The 22925-nt window shown below is 73.2% G+C and carries 24 protein-coding genes and 1 riboswitch; of the genes, 5 read left to right on the forward strand and 19 right to left on the reverse strand.

Annotation, left to right across the window (positions count from 1 at the left end):
* Window positions 1-57 precede the first annotated feature (57 nt).
* The 4 genes from fxsA to ABTZ54_RS25455 all read right to left on the reverse strand — a co-directional run bounded on the left by fxsA (window position 58) and on the right by ABTZ54_RS25455 (window position 3981).
* Window positions 58-651, reverse strand: a complete 594-nt coding sequence (fxsA, locus tag ABTZ54_RS25440) for an FxsA family membrane protein (protein ID WP_351667241.1) — start codon at window positions 649-651, stop codon at window positions 58-60.
* Window positions 652-698: 47 nt separating this feature from the next.
* Window positions 699-1478: a polyprenol monophosphomannose synthase gene (locus tag ABTZ54_RS25445; protein WP_351667243.1), complete on the reverse strand. Its 780-nt coding sequence runs from the start codon at window positions 1476-1478 to the stop codon at window positions 699-701.
* 402 nt (window positions 1479-1880) lie between these two features.
* Window positions 1881-3491 carry an amidohydrolase gene (locus ABTZ54_RS25450; RefSeq protein WP_351667245.1) on the reverse strand — a complete coding sequence of 537 codons (1611 nt, stop codon included), beginning with the start codon at window positions 3489-3491 and terminating at the stop codon, window positions 1881-1883.
* Between the two features lie 49 nt (window positions 3492-3540).
* Window positions 3541-3981, reverse strand: a complete 441-nt coding sequence (locus tag ABTZ54_RS25455) for an Lrp/AsnC family transcriptional regulator (RefSeq protein ID WP_351667247.1) — start codon at window positions 3979-3981, stop codon at window positions 3541-3543.
* Between the two features lie 223 nt (window positions 3982-4204).
* Between ABTZ54_RS25455 and ABTZ54_RS25460 the strand changes: the two genes are divergently transcribed.
* Entirely contained in the window at window positions 4205-4585 is a 381-nt protein-coding gene (locus tag ABTZ54_RS25460) for a hypothetical protein (RefSeq protein ID WP_351667249.1), read from the forward strand.
* A gap of 3 nt (window positions 4586-4588) precedes the next feature.
* Here ABTZ54_RS25460 and ABTZ54_RS25465 read toward each other — a convergent pair whose 3' ends face one another.
* Both ABTZ54_RS25465 and ABTZ54_RS25470 read right to left on the reverse strand, forming a co-directional pair.
* Window positions 4589-5689 carry a phosphotransferase family protein gene (locus ABTZ54_RS25465; RefSeq protein ID WP_351667251.1) on the reverse strand — a complete coding sequence of 367 codons (1101 nt, stop codon included), beginning with the start codon at window positions 5687-5689 and terminating at the stop codon, window positions 4589-4591.
* A 14-nt stretch (window positions 5690-5703) separates the two neighbouring features.
* Window positions 5704-6825: an Rv3169 family protein gene (locus ABTZ54_RS25470; RefSeq protein ID WP_351667253.1), complete on the reverse strand. Its 1122-nt coding sequence runs from the start codon at window positions 6823-6825 to the stop codon at window positions 5704-5706.
* 288 nt (window positions 6826-7113) lie between these two features.
* On the opposite strand from ABTZ54_RS25470, the gene ABTZ54_RS25475 reads away from it, so the two are divergent.
* The gene (locus ABTZ54_RS25475; RefSeq protein WP_351667255.1) at window positions 7114-7335 is read left to right on the forward strand and encodes a hypothetical protein; all 222 of its coding nucleotides are present in this window, start codon (window positions 7114-7116) and stop codon (window positions 7333-7335) included.
* Here the strand turns inward: ABTZ54_RS25475 and ABTZ54_RS25480 are convergent.
* Entirely contained in the window at window positions 7298-8470 is a 1173-nt protein-coding gene (locus tag ABTZ54_RS25480; RefSeq protein WP_351667257.1) for an acyl-CoA dehydrogenase family protein, read from the reverse strand. The genes ABTZ54_RS25475 and ABTZ54_RS25480 overlap by 38 nt on opposite strands.
* A 330-nt stretch (window positions 8471-8800) precedes the next feature.
* On the opposite strand from ABTZ54_RS25480, the gene ABTZ54_RS25485 reads away from it, so the two are divergent.
* A complete protein-coding gene (locus ABTZ54_RS25485) occupies window positions 8801-9130 on the forward strand; it encodes a DUF6114 domain-containing protein (protein WP_351667259.1) in 330 nt (109 codons plus the stop codon).
* Here ABTZ54_RS25485 and ABTZ54_RS25490 read toward each other — a convergent pair.
* Together ABTZ54_RS25490 and ABTZ54_RS25495 are read right to left on the reverse strand one after the other, a co-directional pair.
* Window positions 9108-9254: an SCO1431 family membrane protein gene (locus ABTZ54_RS25490; RefSeq protein WP_351667261.1), complete on the reverse strand. Its 147-nt coding sequence runs from the start codon at window positions 9252-9254 to the stop codon at window positions 9108-9110. The genes ABTZ54_RS25485 and ABTZ54_RS25490 overlap by 23 nt on opposite strands.
* Before the next feature lie 84 nt (window positions 9255-9338).
* Window positions 9339-10730 (reverse strand): C39 family peptidase, encoded by a 1392-nt coding sequence (locus tag ABTZ54_RS25495; RefSeq protein ID WP_351667263.1) that lies wholly within the window; start codon window positions 10728-10730, stop codon window positions 9339-9341.
* Window positions 10731-10901: 171 nt separating this feature from the next.
* Here ABTZ54_RS25495 and ABTZ54_RS25500 point away from each other — a divergent pair, with 171 nt between their 5' ends.
* Both ABTZ54_RS25500 and ABTZ54_RS25505 read left to right on the forward strand, forming a co-directional pair.
* A complete protein-coding gene (locus tag ABTZ54_RS25500) occupies window positions 10902-11531 on the forward strand; it encodes a uridine kinase family protein (protein ID WP_351667265.1) in 630 nt (209 codons plus the stop codon).
* A gap of 317 nt (window positions 11532-11848) precedes the next feature.
* On the forward strand, window positions 11849-13765 hold the full coding sequence (locus ABTZ54_RS25505) for an AAA family ATPase (protein ID WP_351667432.1): 1917 nt from the start codon (window positions 11849-11851) through the stop codon (window positions 13763-13765).
* Window positions 13766-13889: 124 nt separating this feature from the next.
* Here the strand turns inward: ABTZ54_RS25505 and ABTZ54_RS25510 are convergent, their stop codons facing one another.
* From ABTZ54_RS25510 to ribD, 10 genes are all read right to left on the reverse strand, one after another.
* On the reverse strand, window positions 13890-14960 hold the full coding sequence (locus tag ABTZ54_RS25510) for a hemolysin family protein (protein WP_351667267.1): 1071 nt from the start codon (window positions 14958-14960) through the stop codon (window positions 13890-13892).
* On the reverse strand, window positions 14957-16297 hold the full coding sequence (locus ABTZ54_RS25515) for a hemolysin family protein (protein WP_351667269.1): 1341 nt from the start codon (window positions 16295-16297) through the stop codon (window positions 14957-14959). Before ABTZ54_RS25515 ends, ABTZ54_RS25510 begins: the two co-directional genes overlap by 4 nt.
* Window positions 16298-16518: 221 nt before the next feature.
* Complete coding sequence (locus tag ABTZ54_RS25520; RefSeq protein WP_351667271.1) at window positions 16519-16986, reverse strand: PH domain-containing protein; 468 nt, start codon at window positions 16984-16986, stop codon at window positions 16519-16521.
* Window positions 16987-17045: 59 nt separating this feature from the next.
* On the reverse strand, window positions 17046-17894 hold the full coding sequence (gene hisG / locus ABTZ54_RS25525) for an ATP phosphoribosyltransferase (protein WP_351667273.1): 849 nt from the start codon (window positions 17892-17894) through the stop codon (window positions 17046-17048).
* A gap of 88 nt (window positions 17895-17982) precedes the next feature.
* On the reverse strand, window positions 17983-18255 hold the full coding sequence (locus tag ABTZ54_RS25530) for a phosphoribosyl-ATP diphosphatase (RefSeq protein ID WP_046907435.1): 273 nt from the start codon (window positions 18253-18255) through the stop codon (window positions 17983-17985).
* Window positions 18256-18289: 34 nt separating this feature from the next.
* Window positions 18290-18775 carry a 6,7-dimethyl-8-ribityllumazine synthase gene (gene ribH, locus ABTZ54_RS25535; RefSeq protein WP_189804356.1) on the reverse strand — a complete coding sequence of 162 codons (486 nt, stop codon included), beginning with the start codon at window positions 18773-18775 and terminating at the stop codon, window positions 18290-18292.
* A 36-nt stretch (window positions 18776-18811) separates the two neighbouring features.
* Entirely contained in the window at window positions 18812-20089 is a 1278-nt protein-coding gene (locus ABTZ54_RS25540) for a bifunctional 3,4-dihydroxy-2-butanone-4-phosphate synthase/GTP cyclohydrolase II (protein WP_351667276.1), read from the reverse strand.
* Window positions 20086-20676, reverse strand: coding sequence for a nicotinamide mononucleotide transporter family protein (locus ABTZ54_RS25545; RefSeq protein WP_351667434.1), 591 nt, complete (start codon window positions 20674-20676; stop codon window positions 20086-20088). Before ABTZ54_RS25545 ends, ABTZ54_RS25540 begins: the two co-directional genes overlap by 4 nt.
* Window positions 20677-20720: 44 nt before the next feature.
* Window positions 20721-21329, reverse strand: a complete 609-nt coding sequence (locus tag ABTZ54_RS25550; RefSeq protein WP_351667278.1) for a riboflavin synthase — start codon at window positions 21327-21329, stop codon at window positions 20721-20723.
* A 2-nt stretch (window positions 21330-21331) separates the two neighbouring features.
* Window positions 21332-22423, reverse strand: coding sequence for a bifunctional diaminohydroxyphosphoribosylaminopyrimidine deaminase/5-amino-6-(5-phosphoribosylamino)uracil reductase RibD (gene ribD / locus ABTZ54_RS25555; RefSeq protein WP_351667280.1), 1092 nt, complete (start codon window positions 22421-22423; stop codon window positions 21332-21334).
* 185 nt (window positions 22424-22608) lie between these two features.
* A riboswitch (FMN riboswitch) is annotated at window positions 22609-22739 on the reverse strand.
* Window positions 22740-22925 lie beyond the last annotated feature (186 nt).

Consider the following 22925-nt stretch of genomic DNA (forward strand, 5'->3'; position numbering starts at 1 on the left):
ACGCACGGGCTTTGTCCGTACGCGCACGGGCTCAGGGCATCAGCGACGCGCTCGGGCTCAGGGCATCAGCGGCGGCCGGGGCGCGTGGGGCTCTCGCGGCCCCTGGGGCGCGTCCTCGCGGATGACCTCGCCCTGGACGACCTTTCCGTCCGGGCGGTGGATGCGGGCCTGCTGGAAGGCGCCCTGGAGGCTTCCCTGGGGAGCGGCGCTCATCCGGCGCTCCACGGCCTTCTCCGCGTACCGCCCGAGCGCCGAGCGCACCGGCGGGATCAGCAGCAGGAGTCCGGCCACGTCCGAGATCAGCCCGGGGATGATCAGGAGGAGTCCGCCGAGCATCAGGAAGCCGTTGCGGTCCTCGGTGCCGATCCGGTCGGCCTCGGTGGGCGCCACGCCCGCGCGGGCCGCCTCCTGGGCCTTCTGGAAGGTCCCCGTGAGGTTGGCGAAGGCGCGCCGCCCGGCCCGCTTGATGACGGTGCCGCCGAGCACGGCGCCACCGATGAGCAGCAGCAGGACGGTGAGCCCGCCCGCCGCGTTCGCGACCACCGTCAGGAGCCAGATCTCCAGGACCAGCCAGGCGGCGAAGGCCAGCGGGAGGAACGTACGCGCGCGGGAGCGCTTGGGGGCGAGGGGAGGCGTTGCGCCGGTCGTCATGCTCCCCAGTGTGCCTGGCGGCCGGCAGGAACGTCGTAAAGGAAAGATCAGCTCGCGGTCTTGCGGCCGAGCAGCCTGCCGACCTTCTGCGCGCGGGCGCTCAGACCCCAGCCGGTGACCCGCCACAGCGCCTCGACGAGGATGTCGCGGCTCATCTTCGAGTCGCCGACCTCGCGCTCGACGAAGGTGATGGGGACCTCCACCACGTGGTAGCCGGCGGCGACCGCCCGGCGGGCGAGGTCGACCTGGAAGCAGTAGCCGGCCGAGGCCACGTCGTCGAGGCCGAGGCCCTCCAGGGTCTCCTTGCGGAAGGCCCGGTAGCCGCCGGTGACGTCGCGGATCGGCACGTCGAGCATGACGCGGGAGTAGAGGCTGCCGCCGCGGGAGATGAACTCGCGGGACTTCGGCCAGTTCACGATCCGGCCGCCGGGCACCCAGCGGGAGCCGAGCACCAGGTCCGCGCCCTTGAGGGCGGTGAGCAGCCGGGGCAGTTCCTCGGGCTGGTGGGAGCCGTCGGCGTCCATCTCGACGAGGACGTCGTAGCCGTGCTCGATGCCCCAGCGGAAGCCCGCGAGGTAGGCGGCGCCGAGCCCTTCCTTGCCCTTGCGGTGCAGGACGTGGACGTGGTCGTCCTCGGCGGCGATCTCGTCCGCGAACTTGCCCGTGCCGTCGGGGCTGTTGTCGTCGGCGACGAGGATGTACGCCTCGGGTACGGCCTCCCGCACCCGCGCGACGATCGGCTTGATGTTCTCCGCCTCGTTGTAGGTCGGAATGATCACCAAGGCCTTGCCGAGCGGGCCGTAACGCCTCTGGCCACCGTCGTTCACTACTGCCCCTTCGGATACATACACGAGCCTCCACCATAGCGAGCCCCGCGTACCGGGTGCGGGATCGGGGCCCGGCGTCCTTCGGGCCGACCCGGGACCCGCTGGCTGCGGGTCGACCGAGGCCGTTGTCTACTGAACGCCGGGGCCCCACCCGGGTCGCACCCTCCGCCGGAAAAACCTTCCCTCGCCCCCGAGGCGCGGGAGGCGTTCGGTGCCTGCGTGGAGGTTTGAAACCGGTCGGACGTCCGTGGTGGACGTACCGAACCTACCGGCCACCGACCGGCGGCTGTCAACACCCGTTTGACCTGCGGTGATGAACCGTTCAAGCAGAGGGTCCAGAGAGATCCGCAGGTCGAGGGCGAGCCCGGGCGATTTCGAGCAGTGGCTCGAAATGTCCCTACGTCACTCGTTCGGTCGTACGAACACCGTCTGACCGAACACGACGGTCCGCAGACAGACGGGAAGATCGCGCCCCGGGGACAGATCGGGCAGACCGGGCGTCCCGGAGCGCGGATCGGTCGACCAGCGGGCCACCCGGTCGTCGGGCGCCTGGACCACCAGCTCGCCGGTGCGCCAGATCGCGTAGTCGGCGGGGGCGCCCGGCACCAGCGTGCCCGCGTCGTCCCGGCCGACCGCGCGCCAGCCGCCCCGGGTGTGCGCGGCGAAGGCGGCGCGGACCGAGATCCGGTGCTCGGGGGTCCGGTGGAAGGCGGCCGCGCGGACGGTCCCCCACGGGTCGAGCGGGGTGACCGGGCTGTCCGAGCCGAAGGCGAGCGGCACGCCCGCGCGCAGCAGGGCGGCGTACGGGTTGAGGGTGCGGGCCCGCTCCACGCCGAGGCGGTCGGCGTACATGCCCTCGTCGCCGCCCCAGTACGCGTCGAAGGCCGGCTGCACGGAGGCGGTCAGGCCCAGCTCGGCGAAGGCCGCGATGGACTCGGGGGTGAGCATCTCGGCGTGCTCGACGCGGTGGCGGGCGGACCGGATCCGGGCCAGGCCCAGCTTCTCGGAGGCGGCCCGGACGCCCTCCACGACGGCGTCGACGGCGGCGTCGCCGATGGCGTGGAAACCGGCCTGGAGACCGGCCTCGGTGCAGGCCACCACATGGGCGGCGACGGCGGCCGCGTCCAGATGGGCGACCCCGGCGACGGCCCGGTCGGCGTAGGGCTGGTGGAGGCAGGCGGTGTGCGAGCCGAGGGAGCCGTCGGCGAACAGGTCGCCGGCCGCGCCGAGGGCGCCGAGGGCGCGGGCCCGGTCGATGTCGAGGTCCGCCCAGTAGCCGACGATCCGGGGTCCCGGCTCGCTGCGGGCGAGGTCCATCAGCCCGGTGAAGTCGTCCTCGGAGGAGATCTCGGGGCCGCCGCACTCGTGCAGGGTGCCGATGCCGAGGGAGGCCGCGTGGTCGCGGGCGGCGCGCTGGGCCTCGGTGCGCTGCCGCGGGGAGAGCGCGGCGTAGGCGGCGGCGCGGACGGCGTGGTGGGCGTCGCCGGTGAGCGGCTGCCCGTCATGGAAGCCGGTCAGCTCGCGGACGCCGGGCACGAGGTCGAGCAGGGCGGTGGTCACGACGGCCGAGTGGACGTCGATCCGGGTCAGGTACAGGGGGCGGCCGCCGGTGAGCTCGTCGAGCTCGGTACGGGTGAGCGGGCGGCGCTCCGGCCAGCGGGCGGCGTCCCAGCCGTGCCCGATGAGGATGCGGTCGGCCGGGCGGGCGGCGGCGTAGGAGCGGATCCGCTCCGCCGCGTCGGCGAGCGAGGCGGCGGCGGACAGGTCGAGGCCGGTGAGGGCGAGACCGGTGGCCGTGGTGTGCACGTGCGCGTCGACGAACGCCGGGGTGACGAGCGCTCCTTCGAGGTCCATCACCTCGTCCACACCGGAGGCGAAGGCGTCGGCGGCGCCCTCCGAGCCCACCCAGGCGATGTGCCCGCGCTCCACCACCATGGCGGTGGCGAAAGGGTCGGCGGGGCTGTGGACTTCTCCACCGCGCAGCAGCACGGTGCGGTGTTCGTACGCACTCATGCGACCAGGCTAGGCCGTCGCGGAGGCCTTCCCTACCAGCGGGTTCGGGTCAGACGCGCGGGGGCCTGGACTCGTACGGGGTGGAGAGGACGACCGTGGTGCGGCTGGAGACATGCGCCTGGGAGCGGATGCGGCTGAGCAGGTGCTCAAGCTCCAGGGGGGTGGCGACGCGCACCTTGAGGATGTAGTTCTCGTCCCCCGCGACGCTGTGGCAGGCCTCGATCTCGGGGATGTCGGCGAGCCGGTCGGGGGTGTCGTCGGGGGCGCTCGGGTCGAAGGGTTTCACCGAGATGAAGGCGGTGAGCGGCAGGCCGACGGCCTCCGGGTCGACGACGGCGGCATAGCCGCGGATGACTCCGCGCTGCTCCAGGCGCCGGACGCGCTGATGTACGGCCGAGGTGGACAGGCCCGTGGCCTTGCCCAGGTCGGTGTAGCTCATGCGCCCGTCCTTGACGAGCAACTCGACGATCTGACGATCCAGCTCCTCCATGCGGTGACCCTATTGCCCCGAAGGGGCTGGGGCACAGCCGGGGCCTGCCCTTATGCCTGACTTTGGGCATCCACGGGGCACCTGCGACGGGCATGTGACGAACGCCACAGGTTTTGACGGGGCTCGCTCGTGACCTCACGGTTATGCGGCGCACCGTATGGGAATTGGTTGCTGTGGTCGAGGCCACTCAGATCCGGCCGACCCGTCCGAGGGGGAGATCTCCATGCAGGAGCCTGTTGATTCCGTCGACACGTCCGTCGACACGTCCGACGAGCTCGACACGTACGACACCTTTGAGATGTACCGGGTGATCTGCCCGGACTGCGTGCAGCCCATCGCGCTGCTCGCCGACGAGGACGTACTGCCGGAGCACGCGCTGTGCCCGACGCCGTGGAACCCCTTCGTGCTCACGGTCTGCTCCGGCACGGGTCTGTCCGCCGCCGACGCCCGTCCCGCGGACGAGACGCTGGAGGTGCAGGAGCAGGACACCGCCCTGCTCCTGACGCTCCCCCAGGGTCTCGACTGGCGGACGCAGCCCTTCTCGCACGTCGGCGGTCCGGGCTCGCGCCCGATCAAGCCGTCGCAGCTGCGCCGCGCCGCCTGAGTCTCACCAGTAGCGTCCCGCCACCATCGCCGCGAGGGTGGCGTGGTGCAGGATCAGGCTGTCCGCGCCCCGGCCGTCCGCCGGCACGTCCACCTCTCCGAAGTGCGCCTGCCGGTACGCGATCCTGAGCATCACGATCGCGTGCCGCAGCGCCGCGTAGAGCGTGTGGAACTCCATGTCGCGCGGGGTGTGCCCGGTGAGCTCCGCGTACCGCCGCTCGATGTCCTCGCGGCGCAGGAAGCCGGGGAGCCCCGGCTGCCCGAAGCCCACCGTCAGGTCCTGGAAGAAGCGGTGCAGATAGACCGTCCAGCCGAGGTCGACCTCGCGCGGGGCGCAGGCCGCCATCTCCCAGTCGAGGACGGCGGCGGGCGTGAAGCCGTCGTAGACGATGTTGCCGATGCGGGCGTCGCCCCAGTTGAGGACGGCGGGACCCTCGTCGGCGGGCCAGTGCGCCTCCAGCCAGTCGAAGGCCGACTCGATGAGCGGTGAGGGGGCCAGGCCCTCGACCACCCACGCGTAGTAGGCCCGTTGGGCGTCGACGTGGCGGCGCAGCGGGCTGCCGGCGCCGTCCGGGAGCAGGAACGCGGCCTCCTTCGCCGGGAACTGCTCGTGCAGCCGGGCGATGACGGCGACCGACTCGGCCTCCAGGAGCTCCCGTTCGGCGTCGTCGGCGGCGTGCAGCCAGTTCCCCTCGTACGTGTAGGGCATGACGTCCGGCGGGACGCGGCCCTCGGCGCGGGCCATCACGAAGAAGGGCGCGCCGAGCGGCCCGGGGTCCTCCTCCAGCCAGAGCACCCGGGGCACGGGGACGTCGGTGTGCTCGCCGACCAGGCGCATCACCCGGTGCTGGCGGGCCATGTCGTAGACGGGGAAGACCGTGTACGCGGCGGGGTCGGCGGCGAGCCGGAGGGCGCAGCCGCGGACCGGGGCGTCGGGGTGGTCGAGGTCGAAGAGCAGGGTCTCGCTGGACATGCCGTTGGAGCCGGGCACGGCCAGTCCGTGGACGCGGGCGCCGGGGAGCCGTTCGTCGAGCCAGGCGGCCAGCCGCCGGCCCAGCTCCTCGGGGTCCCTGGTGGTGGTGCGGGGGCGGGGCGCGGTGGCCATGGGGCTCCTCGGGCTCACGGGGCGGTGGAGGTGAAGTCGGCGAAGCCGCTGGGGTCGTGGCGGCCGAAGGAGCCGTGCTCGAAGATGCCGTAGCCGGTGCGGCCGTCGAGGGTGAAGCGGGCGGCGTGGTCGGTGACGCCGTAGGCGGCCATGGGGTGGGCGGCCGGGTCGGACAGGTCGTAGACGCGCCGGTCGGTCCAGTCGCGGCCCTGCCAGCTGCCGTGCTGCCAGTCGGTGGCGGGCGGGTAGCCGGCGCCGACGGCGAGGGGTGAGGAGGCGAGGATCTCGACGCCGATCTCCAGGGGCTTGCCCGCCGGGTCGGTGACGTGGACGACGGCCCGTTCGGGGTCGCGGGTCCCCGGGCGGTAGGTGATGTCGGTGCGGGGCCAGCCGAGCTGGGTGTCGCGCCGTCCGTTCCGTACCAGCAGGGCCTCGTTCAGGGTGCGGTAGCCGTCGGCGTCCTCCTGGGCGACGACCATCAGGAAGCGATCTTCGAAGCGCATGGGTATCCAGAGCCAGTGGAAGCCCTCGGGGCGGAACTCGTCGGCGCGGCCGGGCTCCTCGCCGGGCAGCGGGCGCACTCCCCAGCTGCGGTCGCGGGTGCCGGTCCACTCCCCCTCGGTGACGGTGAACTCCTCGCCGCCCGCGCGGAGGGTGCCGGTGGCGTGGCCGGCCTGGACGAAGCGGCGGCCCTCCAGGGTGAGCCGGTCGCCTCGGCGCTGGGTGTGGTGGGGCTCCCAGACGGCGGGGAAGTCCCCGGTCCAGGTGAGGTCGAAGGAGAGGCCCTCGGGGTCGGCGGGGTCGGGCGCGCAGTGCAGGGTGAGGCGGTGGAGCGGCTCGTCGACGGTGATGCGCAGGGGGCCGACGGAGAGGTCCATGCGGTCGTCGCCGAGGGCGTCGGAGGCGCGGACGGCGTGCAGCCGGTCGCCGGTGCGCAGGGTCGCGTAGGCGTCGACGACGCCGGTGTTGGGGTAGACGCCGAGGCCGGCGATGAGCAGGGCGCGGCCCTCGTGGTCGAAGACGTGGAAGATGCACCGGTCGTAGACGTTCCGGTCACCGCTGACGTGGTGCTTCATGGAGAGCGGCGCCTGGTGCACGGGGTACTCGTCGAGCGGGACGGGCCGGTCGTCTGACACGTGTTACCTCCTGGGCGGCGAGCGGGAATTGACGGTACGTCAGAAACGGCGCCGGGGGCCAGAGCCGTGCACCCCCGGGACACCGGCGCGAGCCACGCCCCGCACCCCGGGGACCTCCCGAACTCCCGCTCGACAGGCCCCGGCGGTGACCGCCGGTACGGCCGCGACGTTGTCCCCGGCATGACCACGCTGTATACGACACCCAGCGGATACGGTCGGCACCGCCAGTCCGAGCCGCACTTTGAAGAATCGGTTCCGCACCGGGTCCCGGCGCCCCACCCGGCCCCCGTGCCCGCTCCCGTACCCTCCCCCGCGCCGCAGCCCGCGCCCGTGCCCCACCCGGCGGACCCGCCCATCTACCAGGCGGTGCTCAATCTCTGGGCCAGCCACGGCAGGACCCTGCCCGGCCACCGCGACCAGGAGTGGACCCGGCTCGCCGCGGGACCGGTCTGGGCGGACCGCACCGTGCGCGTCAGCGGGACTCTGGTCCGGCGAGGTGACGGGCGATGACCATGCGCTGGACCTGGTTGGTGCCCTCGACGATCTGGAGCACCTTCGCCTCCCGCATGAAGCGCTCGACGGGGAAGTCCGCGGTGTAGCCGTAGCCGCCGAGCACCTGCACCGCGTCCGTCGTGACCCGCATCGCCGCGTCCGAGCAGAACAGCTTCGCCATCGCCGCCCGCTGCGAGAACGGCCGGCCCTCGTCGCGCAGCCGCGCCGCCTCCAGATAGAGGGCGCGGCCCGCCTCGACCCGGGTGGCCATGTCCGCGAGCAGGAAGCGCAGCCCCTGGAAGTCGGCGATCGGGTGCCCGAACTGGCGCCGCTCGCGGGCGTACGCCACGGCCGCGTCCAGGGCGGCCTGCGCCACGCCCACCGCGCAGGCCGCGATGCCGAGCCGCCCCGAGTCGAGGGCGGCCAGCGCGATCGTGAAGCCCTGCCCCTCCGCGCCGATGCGCCGGGCGTCGGGGACGCGGACGCCGTCGAGGTGCACCTGGGCGGTGGGCGAGCCCTTCATCCCCATCTTCCGCTCGGGCGCGGCGGCGCTGAGCCCCGCCGCGTCCCCCGGCACCAGGAAGGCGGTGATCCCCTTCGGCCCCTCCCCGCCGGTCCTGGCCAGGACGGTGTAGAAGTCGGCGACCCCTCCGTGGGTGATCCACGCCTTGGTGCCGTCCAGCACCCAAACCTCCCCGTCCCTGACGGCCCGGGTACGCAGGGAGGCCGCGTCCGAGCCGGAGGCGGGTTCGGAGAGGCAGTAGGCGCCGAGCAGTCCCCCGCCGAGCATCGCGGGCAGATGGGCCGCGCGCTGCTCCTCGGTGCCGAAGGCGGCCAGGGCGTGGCAGGACAGGCTGTGGACGCTGACCCCGAGGGCCACGGTGAGCCGGGCGGCGGCGAGCTCCTCCAGGACCTGGAGGTAGACGGTGTACGGCTGGTCCCCGCCGCCGTAGGCGGAGTCGTACGGGAGGCCGAGCAGACCGGAGGCGGAGAGCAGCGAGAAGAGCTCGCGCGGGAAACGGCCGGCCGCCTCCTCCTCGGCGGCGCGGGGCGCGATCTCCCGCTCGGCGATCTCCCGGACCAGGGCGATCAGCTCCCGGGCCTCCTCGGTGGGCAGCCGGCGTTCCACGGACTGCGGGGCGCGGTCGGACATGGCGGCGCACTCCTCCCTCTCGGGCCTTCGTCACTGCCGATGCTGCCCCGGCGCGGGGCGGGGCGCGCGGGGAGCGCCCGGCGGCCGTGGCGGGTGGAGCATGCCCGCGCGACGGGCCGGGCTCACCCGGCGGGCGCAAGGCAACGACCGGGCTCACCCGACGCGCGCCGGGCGCGCCGGAGACGCTGGTGTCCGGATCGCGCCGCGGACGCCCCGGGGCCGCCCGCGGCCGCGCCCGTCCAGCCGGCCGCGCCCGTTGACTCCTCCACGCCCCGCCCCTACGCTCCGCAGCCACGCTCCGGCGTCACGGGTACGGGAAGGAGGCCGCCCATGCGCACCACCGCACCGCTCCGGCTCGTCCTGCCCCTCGCGCTGTGCGGCGCCGCCCTGCTGCTCGCGCAGCTCGCTCCGCCGGTCGCCCTGGCCACGCTCGGTCTCACCGGGATCGGCGGCGCCGGTGCCGGCCTCGTCCTGCTGGCGGCGGCGGTCCTGCTGTGGCGGCTGCCGCCGACCCCCGCCCGGGCGGCCCGGCACGCCGCCGCCCTGGCGGCGCTGTCGGTCGCGGCGACCTGGCTCGGCGGCTATCCGGTGGGCGTGGCCCTGGGGGCGCTGGCCGTCGCCCTCGCCCTGGGCCGGTTCACATCAGGCCGGCCCGGGTGACGAACACGGCGAGGACGACGACCAGCGTCCAGCCGAGCAGGTGCTCCAGGATCTTGGGGCCGTCTTCCTTGGGGCCGCCGGTGCGCGCGCGGAAGCGGGCGGCGGCGTGGGAGGTCGCGCTCATGCGCCCCACCCTGCCGCCGTGCGGCGCCCCGGGGTAGGACGTACGTCACCGCGCCCCGGGCCGCCGGACCCGCGAAGGCCGCCGTCAGAGGACGCCGACCGCCTCAAGGGCCCTGCGCTGCGCGGGAGTCGGCCGGTCGGGGTAGTAGAGGTAGCAGACCCCTCCTGTGCCGGAGACCACTTTCCCGCTCGCGTTGTACCGCTTGGTACGGAGCCAGATGTTCTCCCACTCGCGCCGCTTGTAGACCCGGCGGACGGCCTCGTTGCTGGGTGAGGCCGGGTCGTTGGCGATCACGTCGCCGTCGGCGGTGAAGCCGATCACGGTCATCAGGTGGCCCGAGGTGCCGTAGCCCGCGCCGGTGAGCTCGTCCTTGCGGAAGGACTGCGACGTTATGGCCGGGATGCCCGCCCGGATCAGGGTCTCCAGGTCGGTGAGCGAGCGCAGCCGGGTGACGACCGCGTTCATGTCGCGGTAGCTCGCGGCGTAGGCGGCGTTGAAGGGCCAGTTGCCGCAGCCCTCGTACTGGTAGTCGTAGGTGAAGCGGGCGGCGTGGCAGACCTGGGGGTCGGCGAAGGCCGGGTTCACCCAGGCGAGCTCCTCCGGTGCGGGCCCGCGCCCCCAGTACTCGACGATCATCTGCGAGGAGGTGGGGCTGCACCAGGCCTCGCCGCCGTTGTCGTACTCGGGGTACTGGCCGACGTGGACGTTCTGCGAGTAGCGCGGCACGGTCAGCTCGTGGTCGAGACCGGGCGCCGAGGCGGGGACGGTGAAGCGGTCGGGGATGTCCGAGGCCATCGCGCCGAGCCGCCGGACGGTGGGGGTGAGCGTGGTGCCGGGGGTGCGGTGGAGGGTGATCCGCAGGCGGTACGAGACGAGCCGGAGGCCGCTCGCCGGGTCGTCGACCGAGAAGGTGTCGGTCCAGATGGAGGCCTTGCCGTCGCTCTGGCCGTCGACGGAGGTGCGCCGGATGTCGCCGTCCCCGGACGCCCAGCGGCCCATCACGAACCAGGGGGTCTCGGTGGCGTCGCCGTACGTGCCGCGCAGCTCCACCTGGAGCCAGGTGCCGGGCGGGGTGTCGGCGTTCCAAGAGGCGATGACCTCGGTGGCGGGCACGGTGGAGACATGGACGGGCGAGGTCCAGGTCGCGTACTCCCAGGTGCTCGCCTTCCCCGTGTGCGGGTCGGTGTAGTCGGTGCGGCCCGCCGGGGTGCCGATGACCAGGCCGGGGCGGTGCCCCGACACGGCGCGGGTGCCGGCGGGCGTGCCGCAGCGCCAGTCGGTGTACGTGTTCCAGAAGCGGTTGTCGACGAGTCCGGGTGCCGGGGCGTGCCCCCGGGCGTCGGCGCAGCCGTCGGCGCACTCCGCCGGCGCGTCGGCCGGGGCGGCGGAGGCGGGAGCGGCGGTGGCCGCGGCCGAGCCGGCGGCGGCCGCGAGGGCCGCGGCGAGGACGGTTCGGCGTGGGGTGGAGCTGGGCATGGACGGGGACCCCCAGTCGAGAACGAGGCGGACGAACGGGGCTGCGCGCCCACTATCGCGGCTCGCGGAGGGCTTCGGCCAGCGATTCGACACGTGCCGCCCGAGCAATATTGGTCTCGTCCACTGGCGCCCCTCGCCCCGCTGACCTGCGGGCTCGCCTACCCTGGGGCCATGACCGACCTCGACCGCGCGGCCGCCGCGCTGCGCCGGCTGCCGCCCTCGTGCGGACCGGTGCGGCTCGTCGCGGTGGACGGGCACGCCGGCTCCGGCAAGTCCACGCTGGCCGCCCGCCTGTCCACGGCGCTGGGCTCCGCGCCCGTGCTCCGCCTCGACGACCTCGCCACCCACGAGGAGCTCTTCGAGTGGACCGGCCGGATGCTCGCCGAGGTGGTCGAGCCGCTCGCCCGGGGCGAGGCGGCGCGCTATCGCCCGTACGACTGGAATCTGCGCGCCTTCGGCCCGGCCCGCGCGCTGCCGCCCGAGCCGGTGGTGCTCGTGGAGGGCGTGGGGGCGGGGCGACGGGCGCTCAGGCCGTTCCTCGCGGGGCTGCTGTGGATGGAGCGCGGCCCCGAGGAGTCCTGGGTACGCGGCCGGCACCGCGACGGTCCGGGGCTCGCCTCCTTCTGGGACGGCTGGACCGTGGCGGAGACTCGCCATTTCGCCGAGGACCCTTCCCGGCCCTTCGCCGACACCCTGGTACGGGAGCGCGAGGAGGGTTACGAGTGGCTCGCCGGGCCCTCTGTGACAGCGAGTCCGCACCAGATCATCACCCACCGTGACAACCCTCTGGCTGCGAACTGAGTGGACGGAAGTCCACTTCCGCAAGTGCCCCAACTCCGCTTGACCCAAGGGGCGTAGAGGTCTTACGTTCTCAATGTGCGGCTCTCCGGAGTCGCCGCAGACGCGAAGCCCCCGGTTGTTCCCCCGTGATCGGGGGCTTCGTTCTGCCCCCTCCCTCACCCTGGGTCACCGGCCGTGAGCGGGCGACGGATCACGTCGGATGCCTGTGGATCGACGCGGATCGGCTTCTTCTCCCTCATCACGCACCCCCTGCGCAGGTACGATGCCCCTCGGTGCGGTCAATTCCCGTCCACGTGATGACGGTTGTGGGGGACCCGATGGACTTCGGCACACAGGGCGCGCACGCCCCCGCCGAGCTCGCCTGGCTGCGCGGCGTCGACGCCTACACGATGGGCGCCTATCCGCAGGCCGAGGAGGAGTTCCGTACGGCGGTGCGCGTCGATCCCGGCATGGCCGACGGCTGGCTCGGCCTGCACGCGCTGCGGGTCGACACCACCACCGCCCTGCTGCGCATGTACCGCAACCGCGAGCGGTTCGGCGAGCAGCGGGCCCGGCATCGCAGGACCCTCAACTCCTGGTACTGGCTGGGCTGGTGGGTGCAGCCGGTGCTTGAGAGCCCGCGCGACCTGCTACTCGCGCACGCCTCGCACTGGCTGGACGGCCGCCATGTGCCCGAGCTCGACCGGGCGCTCGCCGGGCTGCCGCCGGTCGACACCGACCCGCAGGTCCGCTTCCTGCACGCCTGCCGCTCCTATCTGGTCAAGGACTGGGAGCAGTTGGTACGGCACACCGAGCCGCTCGTCGACGATCCGCTGCTTGGCATCGAGGCGGGGCTCTTCGGCGGCATGGCCCGGGTGCGCATGGAGATGTTCGGCCAGGCCGAGCCGCTGCTGTCGACGGCGCTCATGCGCTGTCGCAGCGAACAGCCGCAGCGCAAGGAGCTGCGCTACTGGCTGGCCCGCGCGCACGAGGGCACCGGCCGGACCGCCGCCGCGCTGCCGCTGTACCGGGCGGTGCACCGGATCGACCCCGCCTTCATGGACACCGCCGCGCGGCTCACGGCCATCGCCGAGTACGACGGCTTCGAGGGCCCGGACGACCCGGCCGGCCTCGCCCCGGTGGCGCTCGGCGGGCTCGGCCAGGACGCGATGAACGCGATGAACGCGACGGACGCGGTGGACTCCGTACCGACCGATCCGGAGCTCCTGGGCGGGGACGGGCTGCTGCTCAAACCCGGGTCCGTGGCGCCGCCCGCGCCGCCGGAGCCGCCGGAGTTCGTCCGGCAGAAGGCGGTCGTGCCGCCGCAGCCGGTGCCGCCGCGGTTCCCCGCCAGTCCCACGGATCCGGCGCTGCTGGCCGAGGCGCTGTCGGAGCTGGAGCGCATGGTCGGGATGGAGCCGGTCAAGCGCCAGGTCAAGGCCCTCTCGGCGCAGCTGGAGATGGCCCGGCTGCGGGCCGGACAGGGCCTCCCGGTCCAGCCCCCGAAACGTCACTTCGTCTTCTCCGGCCCCTCCGGCACCGGGAAGACCACCGTCGCCCGCATCCTCGGCCGGGTCTTCTACGCGCTCGGGCTGCTCGGCGGCGACCACCTCGTGGAGGCCCAACGGGCCGACCTGGTCGGCGAGTTCCTCGGCCAGACCGCGGTCAAGGCCAACGAGCTGATCGACTCGGCCGTCGGCGGGGTGCTCTTCGTGGACGAGGCCTACTCCCTCTCCAACTCCGGCTACAGCAAGGGCGACGCCTACGGCGACGAGGCCCTCCAGGTGCTCCTGAAGCGCGCCGAGGACAACCGCGACCACCTCGTGGTGATCCTCGCCGGCTATCCCGAGGGCATGGACCGGCTGCTCGCCGCCAACCCCGGCCTGTCCTCGCGGTTCACCACGCGGGTCGACTTCCCCTCGTACCGCCCGCTGGAACTCACCGCCATCGGCGAGGTGCTCGCCGCCTCCAACGGCGACGGCTGGGACGACGAGGCCCTGGACGAGCTGCGCTCGATCAGCGCGCACGTCGTCGAGCAGGGCTGGATCGACGAGCTCGGCAACGGGCGCTTCCTGCGCACCCTGTACGAGAAGTCCTGCGCGTACCGGGATCTGCGGCTCTCCGGATACCCGGCCACACCGACCCGCGAGGACCTGGCCACCCTGCGCCTGCCGGACCTGATGCAGGCCTACGGCGAGGTCCTGTCGGGCCGCGGCCCGGTCGACCGCGGCCCGCAGGAACCACCGGGCATCTGACGGGCCGCCGGGCCGCCCGCCCGGACCCGACCGGCCGGGCAGTCCCGAACCAACCCGCCAGCGCCCCGGGTCAAACGGCCAGCGCCCGGCCCGTCAGCACCCCAACCGGCCCGTCAGCGCCCGCTCACCCCATCAGCACCCCCGCCCGCCTCGGATGCTGCGGCGGTGCCAGCACCCGGTGGGCCGGGTCGCGGACCTCGCCCACCAGCATCTCCAGGACGTCCTCCAGGGCGACCAGGCCAAGCACCCGGCCGGAGGCGTCCGCCACCTGGGCCAGGTGGGTGGCGGCCCGGCGCATCACGGTGAGCGCGTCGTCCAGTGGGAGCTCGGCCCGCAGGGTGGCCATCGGGCGCCAGATCTGCTGCGGGACCGCCCGCTCCCGGTCCTCCAGGTCGAGGACGTCCTTCACGTGCACGAAGCCCATGAAGGTGCCCCGGCCCGAGGCGCAGACCGGGAAGCGGGAGTAGCCGGTGCGGACCGTCAGCTCCTCGATCTCGCGCGGGGTCACCGACGGGGAGACCGTCACCAGCGAGGCCGAGGGGATCAGGACGTCCGTGACGGGGCGGGTGCCCAGTTCCAGGGCGTCCTCCAGGCGCTCCTGCTCGGCCGGGTCGAGCAGTCCGGCCTGGCCGGCGTCCTCGACCAGACGGCCCAGCTGGGCCCGGGTGAAGACGGCCTCCACCTCGTCCTTCGGCTCCACGTGGAAGGCCTTCAGGACGAGCCGGGCGCAGGCGCCCAGCGCGGTGGTCACCGGGCGGCAGAGCCGGGCGAAGCCGACCAGGCCGGGGCCGAGCCAGAGCGCGGTGCGCTCGGGGTCGGCCATCGCCAGGTTCTTCGGGACCATCTCGCCGATGACGAGGTGGAGGAAGACCACCGCGGCGAGCGCGAGCACGTACCCGAGGGGATGGATCAGGCCCTCCGGCACGCCCACGGCGTGGAAGACCGGTTCGAGCAGCCGGGCCACGGTCGGCTCGGCGACCGCGCCCAGGGTGAGCGAGCAGACGGTGATGCCGAACTGGGCGGCGGCCATCATCTGCGGCAGGTGCTCCAGGCCGTACAGGACCTGGCGGGCGCGGGTGCCGCCGAGCGGCTCGATCTGGCTGCGGCGCACGGAGACGAGGGCGAACTCGGCGCCGACGAAGAAGCCGTTGGCCAGCACGAGCAGCAGGGCGAAGAGCAGCGGGAGCAGGCTCATCGGGCCGCCTCCGCGCCGACGGGCACCGGGGCGGTGCGGGTGATCCGCACGCGTTCGGCGCGGTAGCGGTCCACCTGGCGCACCGAGAGCCGCCAGCCGGGGAGTTCGGCCCGGTCGCCGGGGGCGGGGATCCGCCCGAGGAGATCGGCGACGAGCCCGGCGACCGTCTCGTACGGCCCGTCGGGCACGTCGAGTCCTATCCGGTGCAGCGTGTGCACCCGGCAGGAGCCGTCGGCCTCCCAGGCCGGCTGGCCGTCCTCCGAGGGGACGGCGGCCAGTTCGGGCCGCTCGTCGGCGGCGGTGTCGTGCTCGTCGCGCACCTCGCCGACGAGCTCCTCGACGATGTCCTCCAGGGTGACGACCCCGGCGGTGCCGCCGTACTCGTCGACGACGACCGCGATCGGCTGTTCGCGGCGCAGCCGCTCCAGGAGCGCCTGGGCGGGCAGCGACTCGGGGACGAGCAGCGGCGGGACGGCGATCCGGCCCACGGGGACCCGGTGCCGCTCGTGCGGGACGACGGCGAGGGCGTCCTTGAGGTGGACCATGCCGACGATCTCGTCGATCCGCTCGCGGTAGACGGGGAAGCGGGAGAGCCCGGTGGCCCGGGTGAGGTTGAGGACGTCGGCCGCGGTGGCGTCCGACTGGAGGGCGCTCATCTTCACCCGCGGGGTCATCACCTGCTCGGCGGTGAGCCCGCCGAGCGACAGGGTCCGTACGAAGAGGTCGGCGGTGTCCTGTTCGAGGGCGCCGGCGAGGGCCGAATGCCGGGCGAGGGAGACCAGCTCCCCGGGGGTGCGGACCGAGTCGAGCTCGTCGGTCGGCTCCACGCCGAACAGCCGGACCAGCCGGTTGGCGACCCGGTTGAGCAGGGTGATCACGGGCCGGAACAGCGTGGCGAAGACATGCTGCGGTCCGGCGACGAAGCGGGCCACCTGGAGCGGCCGGGAGACCGCCCAGTTCTTGGGGACGAGCTCGCCGACCACCATCTGGAGGGCGGAGGCCAGCAGCATGCCGACGACCACCGCGATGCCGGAGACGGCTCCCCCGGGGAGGCCGGTCGCGGTGAGCGGCCCGCGGAGCAGCCCGGCGAGCGCGGGCTCGGCGAGCATGCCGGTGACGAGCGAGGTGATGGTGATGCCGAGCTGGGTGCCGGAGAGCTGGAAGGAGAGCTCGCGCAGCGCCTTGACGACGGTGCGGGCCCGGCGGTCGCCCTCGGCGGCGGCCCGTTCGGCCTCGGGGCGTTCCACGGTGACGAGGCCGAACTCGGCCGCCACGAAGAAGCCGTTGGCGAGGATGAGCAGGAAGGCCGCGGCGAGCAGCAGAAGCGAGACGATCATGCCGCCGCCTCGGGTGAGGGGGCGGCGCGGGTACTACCGGACGATCCGTCCATTGCCGGAGGGAGTCACTCCTCGGGTCGAAGGGCTGCCCCGCGGGCCGCCGGCGGGCGGCCCTGCACGCGCGAGGCGGCGGTGCCGCTCGGCACCGCCGCCTCAAGAGTAGTCACGCCCGTGCCGCCGGGGGCAGGGGGTCGGCCCCGTATGGGGGACGGATCAGGGTGTCAGGACGCCTCGTCGCCGCTGCCGTGGCTGTCGGCGAGGGCACGCAGCGCGCGGGCGTCGCGGATGGCCGATTCCTTGGCGATTCCGGGCTGGATGCCGAGCACGGGCATGCTCGTGCCGTCGCTCAGGTCGAGGAACACCCAGGGGTCGCCGGGGCGCAGGTTGACCTTGAGGATCTCGGCCCACGCGAGTCGGCGCGTCCGGGTGATGTTGACGACCGTCACGCCCTGGGCGTCGGCGACGACCTTGGGGCGGCTCAGCAGCACGAGGACGCCCAGGAAGAGCGCGGCGGTGAAGACGAAGCTGGCCCGCTCCCCCGGCCCCAGCTTCTCCAGCATCATGCCGACGGCGCTGATGACGACGAACATCGCCACGCCGACGGTCAGCAGCACGACCCGGGTGCGGCCCGGCCGGAAGGTGACCGGGAGGCCGGAGGCGGGGGCGACGGATACGGAGGAGTCGGACATACGGGTTCCTTGCGCGATTCCTGCGGGCACCCGGTCGGGCGCCCGCCGGCGGGTCGGGGTCAGAGGCGGCAGGCGTGGATGGCCGTGGTGAGGATGGCGCGGGCGCCGATCTCGTACAGGTCGTCCATGACCTTCTGCGCCTCCTTGGAGGGGACCATGGCGCGGACGGCGACCCAGCCCTCGTTGTGCAGCGGCGAGACGGTGGGCGACTCGAGGCCGGGGGTGAGGGCGACGGCCTGCTCCAGGTGCTCGGCGCGGCAGTCGTAGTCCATCATCACGTACGAGCGGGCGACGAGGACGCCCTGGAGGCGGCGCAGGAACTGCTGGACCTTCGGGTCGTCGTCGGCGGCGCCGGTGCGGCGGATGACGGTGGCCTCGGAGGTGAGGATCGGCTCGCCGATGACCTCCAGGCCCGCGTTGCGCAGGCTGGTGCCGGTCTCGACGACGTCCGCGATGATCTGGGCGACGCCCAGCTGGATCGCGGTCTCGACGGCGCCGTCGAGGTGCACGACGGAGGCGTCGACGCCCTGCTCGGCGAGGTGCTTGGCGACGATGCCCTCGTAGGAGGTGGCGATCGTCATGCCCTGGAAGTCCTCGGGGCCCTTCGCGGTGCCCGGGCGGGTGGCGTAACGGAAGGTGGACCGGCCGAAGTTGAGCGGCAGGATCTCCTCGGCGTTGGCGCCGGAGTCCAGCAGCAGGTCGCGGCCGGTGATGCCGATGTCGAGCCGGCCGGACGCCACGTAGATCGCGATGTCCTTGGGGCGGAGGTAGAAGAACTCCACCTCGTTGTCCGGGTCGACGACGACGAGTTCCTTGGACTCCTTGCGCTGCCGGTAGCCCGCCTCATGGAGCATCTCCATCGCAGGTCCGGAGAGAGAACCCTTGTTGGGGACGGCGATGCGCAGCATGGGACGGGCTTCCTTTGCCTCAGGTGTAAGGGAGTGTTTCGGTGCTCACGTGCTCAGAAGTGCTCGGCGGGCCCCGGAGGGGGCACGCTCAGAGATGGGAGTAGACGTCGTCGAGCGAGATCCCGCGGGCGACCATCATCACCTGGACGTGGTACAGCAGCTGCGAGATCTCCTCGGCGGCGGCTTCCTTGCCCTCGTACTCGGCGGCCATCCAGACCTCGGCGGCCTCCTCGACGACCTTCTTGCCGATGGCATGGACGCCCTTGCCGACCAGTTCCGCGGTGCGGGAGGTCGCCGGGTCGCCGGTCTCGGCCTTGAGCTTGAGCTCGGCGAAGAGCTCTTCGAAGGTTTTGTTCGCCATGATGTCCTCAGGGTACGGGGTGAGCCGGGGCGCCTCAGCGCCAGGGTTCGCTGACCGTGCGCAGCGTGGTCGCGGTGGCGACGGCGGCGGTGACGGCCTCGTGGCCCTTGTCCTCGGTGGATCCCTCAAGGCCGGCCCGGTCCAGGGCCTGCTCCTCGTTGTCGACGGTCAGGACGCCGAATCCGACGGGTACGCCGGTGTCGATCGAGACCTGGGTGAGGCCGTGGGTGACGCCCTGGCACACGTACTCGAAGTGCGGCGTTCCGCCGCGGATGACGACGCCGAGCGCCACGATGGCATCGTAACCGCGACCGGCGAGTACCTTCGCCACGACCGGGAGCTCGAAGCTGCCGGGGACGCGGAGCAGGGTGGGCTCGTCGATGCCGAGCTCGCTGAGGGCCCGCAGGGCGCCGTCGACGAGACCGTCCATGATCTTCTCGTGCCACTGGGCCGCGATGACCGCGACCCGGAGGTCGCCGCAGTTCTTCACGCTGAGGACGGGTGCGCCCTTGCCGCTCATGGTTCTCCTTGCCGATGGCCGGTCGTACGTACGGGATTACTGGTTGTCGCAGGTGGAGCCGGTGGACCCGTCCAGCCAGGGCAGGTCGTGGCCCATCCGGTCGCGCTTGGTGCGCAGGTAGCGGAGGTTGTGCTCGCCCGCCTGGACCGGCATGGGCTCGCGGCCCTCGACGGTGAGGCCGTGGCGGGTGAGGGCGTCGATCTTGTCGGGGTTGTTGGTCATCAGGCGCAGGCCGCGGACCCCGAGGTCGACGAGGATCTGCGCGCCGGCCGCGTAGTCGCGGGCGTCGGCGGGCAGCCCGAGCTCCAGGTTGGCGTCGAGGGTGTCGCGGCCGCGCTCCTGGAGCTCGTACGCGCGCAGCTTGGACAGCAGGCCGATGCCGCGGCCCTCGTGGCCGCGCAGATAGACGACGACGCCCCGGCCGGCCTCGGTGATCCGGTCCATGGAGGCCTGGAGCTGGGGGCCGCAGTCGCAGCGCAGGGAGTGGAAGATGTCGCCGGTCAGGCACTCGGAGTGGACCCGGACCAGGACGTCCTCGCCGTCGCCGATCTCCCCGTGCACGAGGGCGACGTGCTCGACGCCGTCGACGGTGGAACGGTAGCCGTACGCGGTGAACTCGCCGTGCGCGGTCGGCAGCTGGACCTCGGCCTCGCGGCGGACGGTGGGCTCGGCGGAGCGGCGGTAGGCGATCAGGTCCTCGATGGAGATGATCGTCAGGCCGTGCTTGCGGGCGAAGGGGATCAGCTCGGGCAGCCGCAGCATCACCCCGTCCTCGCCGGCGATCTCGACGATCGCGCCGGCCGGGCGCAGGCCCGCAAGGCGGGCGAGGTCGACGGCGGCCTCGGTGTGCCCGTTGCGGACCAGGACGCCGCCGGGCTTGGCGCGCAGCGGGAAGACATGGCCGGGGCGGACGAAGTCGCCGGGCTCGTGGGTGCCGCTCGCGAGCATCCGCAGGGTGGTGGCCCGGTCGGCGGCGGAGATGCCGGTGGTGACGCCGTGGGCGGAGCTCGCGTCCACGGAGACGGTGAAGGCCGTCCGCATGGACTCGGTGTTGTGGTCGACCATCTGCGGCAGCCGGAGCCGTTCCAGCTCCTCCGGCTCCATGGGGGCGCAGATCAGGCCGCGGCACTCGCTCATCATGAAGGCGACGACCTCGGGGGTGGCCTTCTCGGCGGCGATGACCAGGTCGCCCTCGTTCTCGCGGTCCTCGTCGTCCACGACGACGACCGGGCGCCCGGCGGCGATGTCGCGGATGGCCTGCTCGACCGGGTCGAGGGCGAGGTCGGTGGCGTCCCAGAGAGGCAGCGCACTCATGCGTGGGCTCCTTCCAGAGCGGGGGCGGTACGCGTCCGGAGCCACCAGTCGCGCATGCCCCAGATGACGAGGGCGAAGTAGATGACGTAGACCAGGCCGGAGAAGGCGAGGCCGCTGTTGAAGGCGAGCGGGACGCCGACCAGGTCGACGAGGAGCCAGGCGAACCAGAACTCGACCAGGCCGCGGGCCTGGGCGACCATCGCGACGAGGGTGCCGACGAAGATGTACGCGTCGGCCCACGGGCTCCAGGAGAGCGACGGGTAGAGGGTGAAGAGGCCGCCGACGGCGAGGGTGCCGAGGACCGCGCCGCCGAGGAGGACGCCGCGCTCCTTCCAGCTGGCGAAGCGGACGGCGATGGAGCCGTCCTGGGCCTGCTGCCGGCCGCGGCTCCACTGGCGCCAGCCCCAGGCGGCGACGCCGATGACCAGGAGCTGCTTGCCGACGCCGCCGCTGAGGTGGGCGGAGGCGTAGGCGCCGACGAGGATGACGCCGGAGAGCAGCTGCGCGGGCCAGGTGAGGACGGAGCGGCGCCAGCCGAGGGCCAGGGCGATCAGGCCGATCGTGTTGCCGATCATGTCGGACCACATGATGTGCTGGCCGAAGACGGTGAACGCCTCGGAGTTGAGCCAGTTCACTTGACGTTCTCCTGAGCGTTCGGGCCGAGCAGGCGCTCGACGTACTTGGCGATGACGTCGACCTCGAGGTTGACCGGGTCGCCGGGCTGCTTGATGCCGAGCGTGGTCAGGGCGAGGGTGGTGGGGATGAGGCTGATGGTGAAGTAGTCGGCGGCGGCGTCGACGACGGTGAGGCTGACGCCGTCGACCGTGATCGAGCCCTTCTCGACGACATAGCGGGAGAGGTGGGCGGGCAGGCCGACCTTCACGAGCTCCCAGTGCTCGGAGGGGGTCCGCTCCAGGACGGTGCCGGTGCCGTCCACGTGGCCCTGGACGATGTGGCCGCCGAGGCGGTCGCCGACGGCCATCGGGCGCTCCAGGTTGACCCGGGAGCCGGTCTCCAGGGCGCCGAGCGAGGAGCGGTTGAGGGTCTCGGCCATCACGTCGGCGGTGAACTCGCCGTCGCCGTGTTCGACGACCGTGAGACAGACGCCGTTGACCGCGATCGAGTCGCCGTGCTTGGCGTCCCGCGTGACCAGGGGGCCGCGCAGCCGGAAGCGGGAGGCGTCCGGCAGCTGCTCGACGGCTACGACCTCGCCCAGCTCTTCGACGATTCCGGTGAACACGGTCAGGCTCCCTTGGGGGTGGTGGTGGGGACGGCGGTGACGCGGAGGTCGGGTCCGATGCGCTCGATGTCGGTGATGTCGAGCCGCAACGCTTCGGTAAGGGTGCTGATTCCGGCGTCGACGAGGGCCGCGGGGCCCGCGCCGAGGAGGACCGGGGCGAGGTAGCCGACGACCTGGTCGACGGCGTCGGCGGCGACGAAGGAGCCCGCGAGGGTGGGGCCGCCTTCGAGGAGGACGGAGCGGACGCCCCGCTCGTACAGACCGGCGAGGAGGTCGTGGACGTCGACGCGGCCGTCGCGCAGGGGCAGCCGGAGCAGTTCGACGCCGGGCAGGTGCCGGGTGTCGGCCTGCTCGCCCACGACGAGGAGGGTGGGCGCGGCGTCGTCGAGGACGTGGGCGGTCGGCGGGACCGTGGCGCGGGTGTCGAGCGCGACGCGCAGGGGCTGGGTGACGTCGTCGATGCCGCGGACCGCGAGGTGCGGGTCGTCGGCGCGCAGGGTGCCGCCGCCGACGACGACGGCGTCGGACTCGGCGCGCAGCCGGTGGACGTCGGAGCGGGACTCGGCGGAGCTGATCCAGCGGGAGGTGCCGTCGGCGGCGGCGACGCGGCCGTCGAGGGTGGCGGCGTACTTCCAGCGGACGAAGGGGCGGCCGCGGCGGACGGAGGTGAGCCAGGCGAGGTTGCCGGTCTCGGCCTCGGCCTCCAGGAGGCCCTGCCCGACCTCGACGCCGGCCGCGCGCAGGGTGTCGGCACCGCCGGTGGCCTGCGGGTTCGGGTCGCCGACCGCGTACTCCACCCGGCTGATCCCGGCCTCGATCAGGGCCTGGGCGCAGGGGCCGGTGCGACCGGTGTGGTTGCAGGGTTCGAGGGTGACGTACGCGGTGCCGCCGCGGGCCAGGACGCCGGCCTCGCGCAGGGCGTGGATCTCGGCGTGCGGGCCGCCGGCGCGCTGGTGGTAGCCGCGGCCGACCGGGTGGCCGGAGGCGTCGGTGATGACGCAGCCGACGACGGGGTTGGGGCTGGTGGAGCCGAGTCCGCGGGCGGCGAGCGCGATGGCGCTCCGCATGGCGGTGATGTCGGCGGGCGTGGCCACCGGGTCCTCCTGCCTCTTCGGGCACGGACTCCGGGGCCTGTCGATGACGACAGAGAGCGGGTACGACGTCTCACGCAGGGTGCGCCGAGGCCGGAGGTCCCCTGGGGACGCCGATCGATGCCGGAATACGGCGTCGCGGCGACCAGCGGACGTACGGCCGGCACACCCCTGGTAGGGGTCGCCCGCCGCGCACTGCCTCCCATCCGGACTTTCACCGTCGGTCCAGGAATCTCACCTGGTCAACCGGCCGCTGGCTTGCGGACGGGTCGCGGACTATACCGCCGGTTCGGAATTACACCGACCCCGGAGTGCGCTGCTGCTGATACAGGGCCAGTGTGCCACGGCCGGGAAGCGGCCCGACAGGCCCGCTCCTGTGGCCTGACTCACAGGCTGGCATGAGCATCCCACGTATTCCTTCGTTGGTCCAGACCTATTGACGCACTGGTCTAGTCCTCTTAATGTCCGTGTCACCTCCGAGGCAACGGCCCGCCGGTGTGCGCAC

Source organism: Streptomyces sp. NPDC094032 (assembly GCF_040303965.1).
Taxonomy (GTDB): domain Bacteria; phylum Actinomycetota; class Actinomycetes; order Streptomycetales; family Streptomycetaceae; genus Streptomyces.

What these genes read in the sequence shown, in the direction of transcription:
- fxsA (WP_351667241.1), bottom strand. Translation starts at nt 651, where the DNA reads ATGACGACCGGCGCAACGCCTCCCCTCGCCCCCAAGCGCTCCCGCGCG.
- ABTZ54_RS25450 (WP_351667245.1), bottom strand. Translation starts at nt 3,491, where the DNA reads ATGAGTGCGTACGAACACCGCACCGTGCTGCTGCGCGGTGGAGAAGTC.
- ABTZ54_RS25455 (WP_351667247.1), bottom strand. Translation starts at nt 3,981, where the DNA reads ATGGAGGAGCTGGATCGTCAGATCGTCGAGTTGCTCGTCAAGGACGGG.
- ABTZ54_RS25460 (WP_351667249.1), top strand. Translation starts at nt 4,205, where the DNA reads ATGCAGGAGCCTGTTGATTCCGTCGACACGTCCGTCGACACGTCCGAC.
- ABTZ54_RS25465 (WP_351667251.1), bottom strand. Translation starts at nt 5,689, where the DNA reads ATGGCCACCGCGCCCCGCCCCCGCACCACCACCAGGGACCCCGAGGAG.
- ABTZ54_RS25480 (WP_351667257.1), bottom strand. Translation starts at nt 8,470, where the DNA reads ATGTCCGACCGCGCCCCGCAGTCCGTGGAACGCCGGCTGCCCACCGAG.
- ABTZ54_RS25485 (WP_351667259.1), top strand. Translation starts at nt 8,801, where the DNA reads ATGCGCACCACCGCACCGCTCCGGCTCGTCCTGCCCCTCGCGCTGTGC.
- ABTZ54_RS25490 (WP_351667261.1), bottom strand. Translation starts at nt 9,254, where the DNA reads ATGAGCGCGACCTCCCACGCCGCCGCCCGCTTCCGCGCGCGCACCGGC.
- ABTZ54_RS25495 (WP_351667263.1), bottom strand. Translation starts at nt 10,730, where the DNA reads ATGCCCAGCTCCACCCCACGCCGAACCGTCCTCGCCGCGGCCCTCGCG.
- ABTZ54_RS25500 (WP_351667265.1), top strand. Translation starts at nt 10,902, where the DNA reads ATGACCGACCTCGACCGCGCGGCCGCCGCGCTGCGCCGGCTGCCGCCC.
- ABTZ54_RS25505 (WP_351667432.1), top strand. Translation starts at nt 11,849, where the DNA reads ATGGACTTCGGCACACAGGGCGCGCACGCCCCCGCCGAGCTCGCCTGG.
- ABTZ54_RS25510 (WP_351667267.1), bottom strand. Translation starts at nt 14,960, where the DNA reads ATGAGCCTGCTCCCGCTGCTCTTCGCCCTGCTGCTCGTGCTGGCCAAC.
- ABTZ54_RS25515 (WP_351667269.1), bottom strand. Translation starts at nt 16,297, where the DNA reads ATGATCGTCTCGCTTCTGCTGCTCGCCGCGGCCTTCCTGCTCATCCTC.
- ABTZ54_RS25520 (WP_351667271.1), bottom strand. Translation starts at nt 16,986, where the DNA reads ATGTCCGACTCCTCCGTATCCGTCGCCCCCGCCTCCGGCCTCCCGGTC.
- hisG (WP_351667273.1), bottom strand. Translation starts at nt 17,894, where the DNA reads ATGCTGCGCATCGCCGTCCCCAACAAGGGTTCTCTCTCCGGACCTGCG.
- ABTZ54_RS25530 (WP_046907435.1), bottom strand. Translation starts at nt 18,255, where the DNA reads ATGGCGAACAAAACCTTCGAAGAGCTCTTCGCCGAGCTCAAGCTCAAG.
- ribH (WP_189804356.1), bottom strand. Translation starts at nt 18,775, where the DNA reads ATGAGCGGCAAGGGCGCACCCGTCCTCAGCGTGAAGAACTGCGGCGAC.
- ABTZ54_RS25540 (WP_351667276.1), bottom strand. Translation starts at nt 20,089, where the DNA reads ATGAGTGCGCTGCCTCTCTGGGACGCCACCGACCTCGCCCTCGACCCG.
- ABTZ54_RS25545 (WP_351667434.1), bottom strand. Translation starts at nt 20,676, where the DNA reads ATGTGGTCCGACATGATCGGCAACACGATCGGCCTGATCGCCCTGGCC.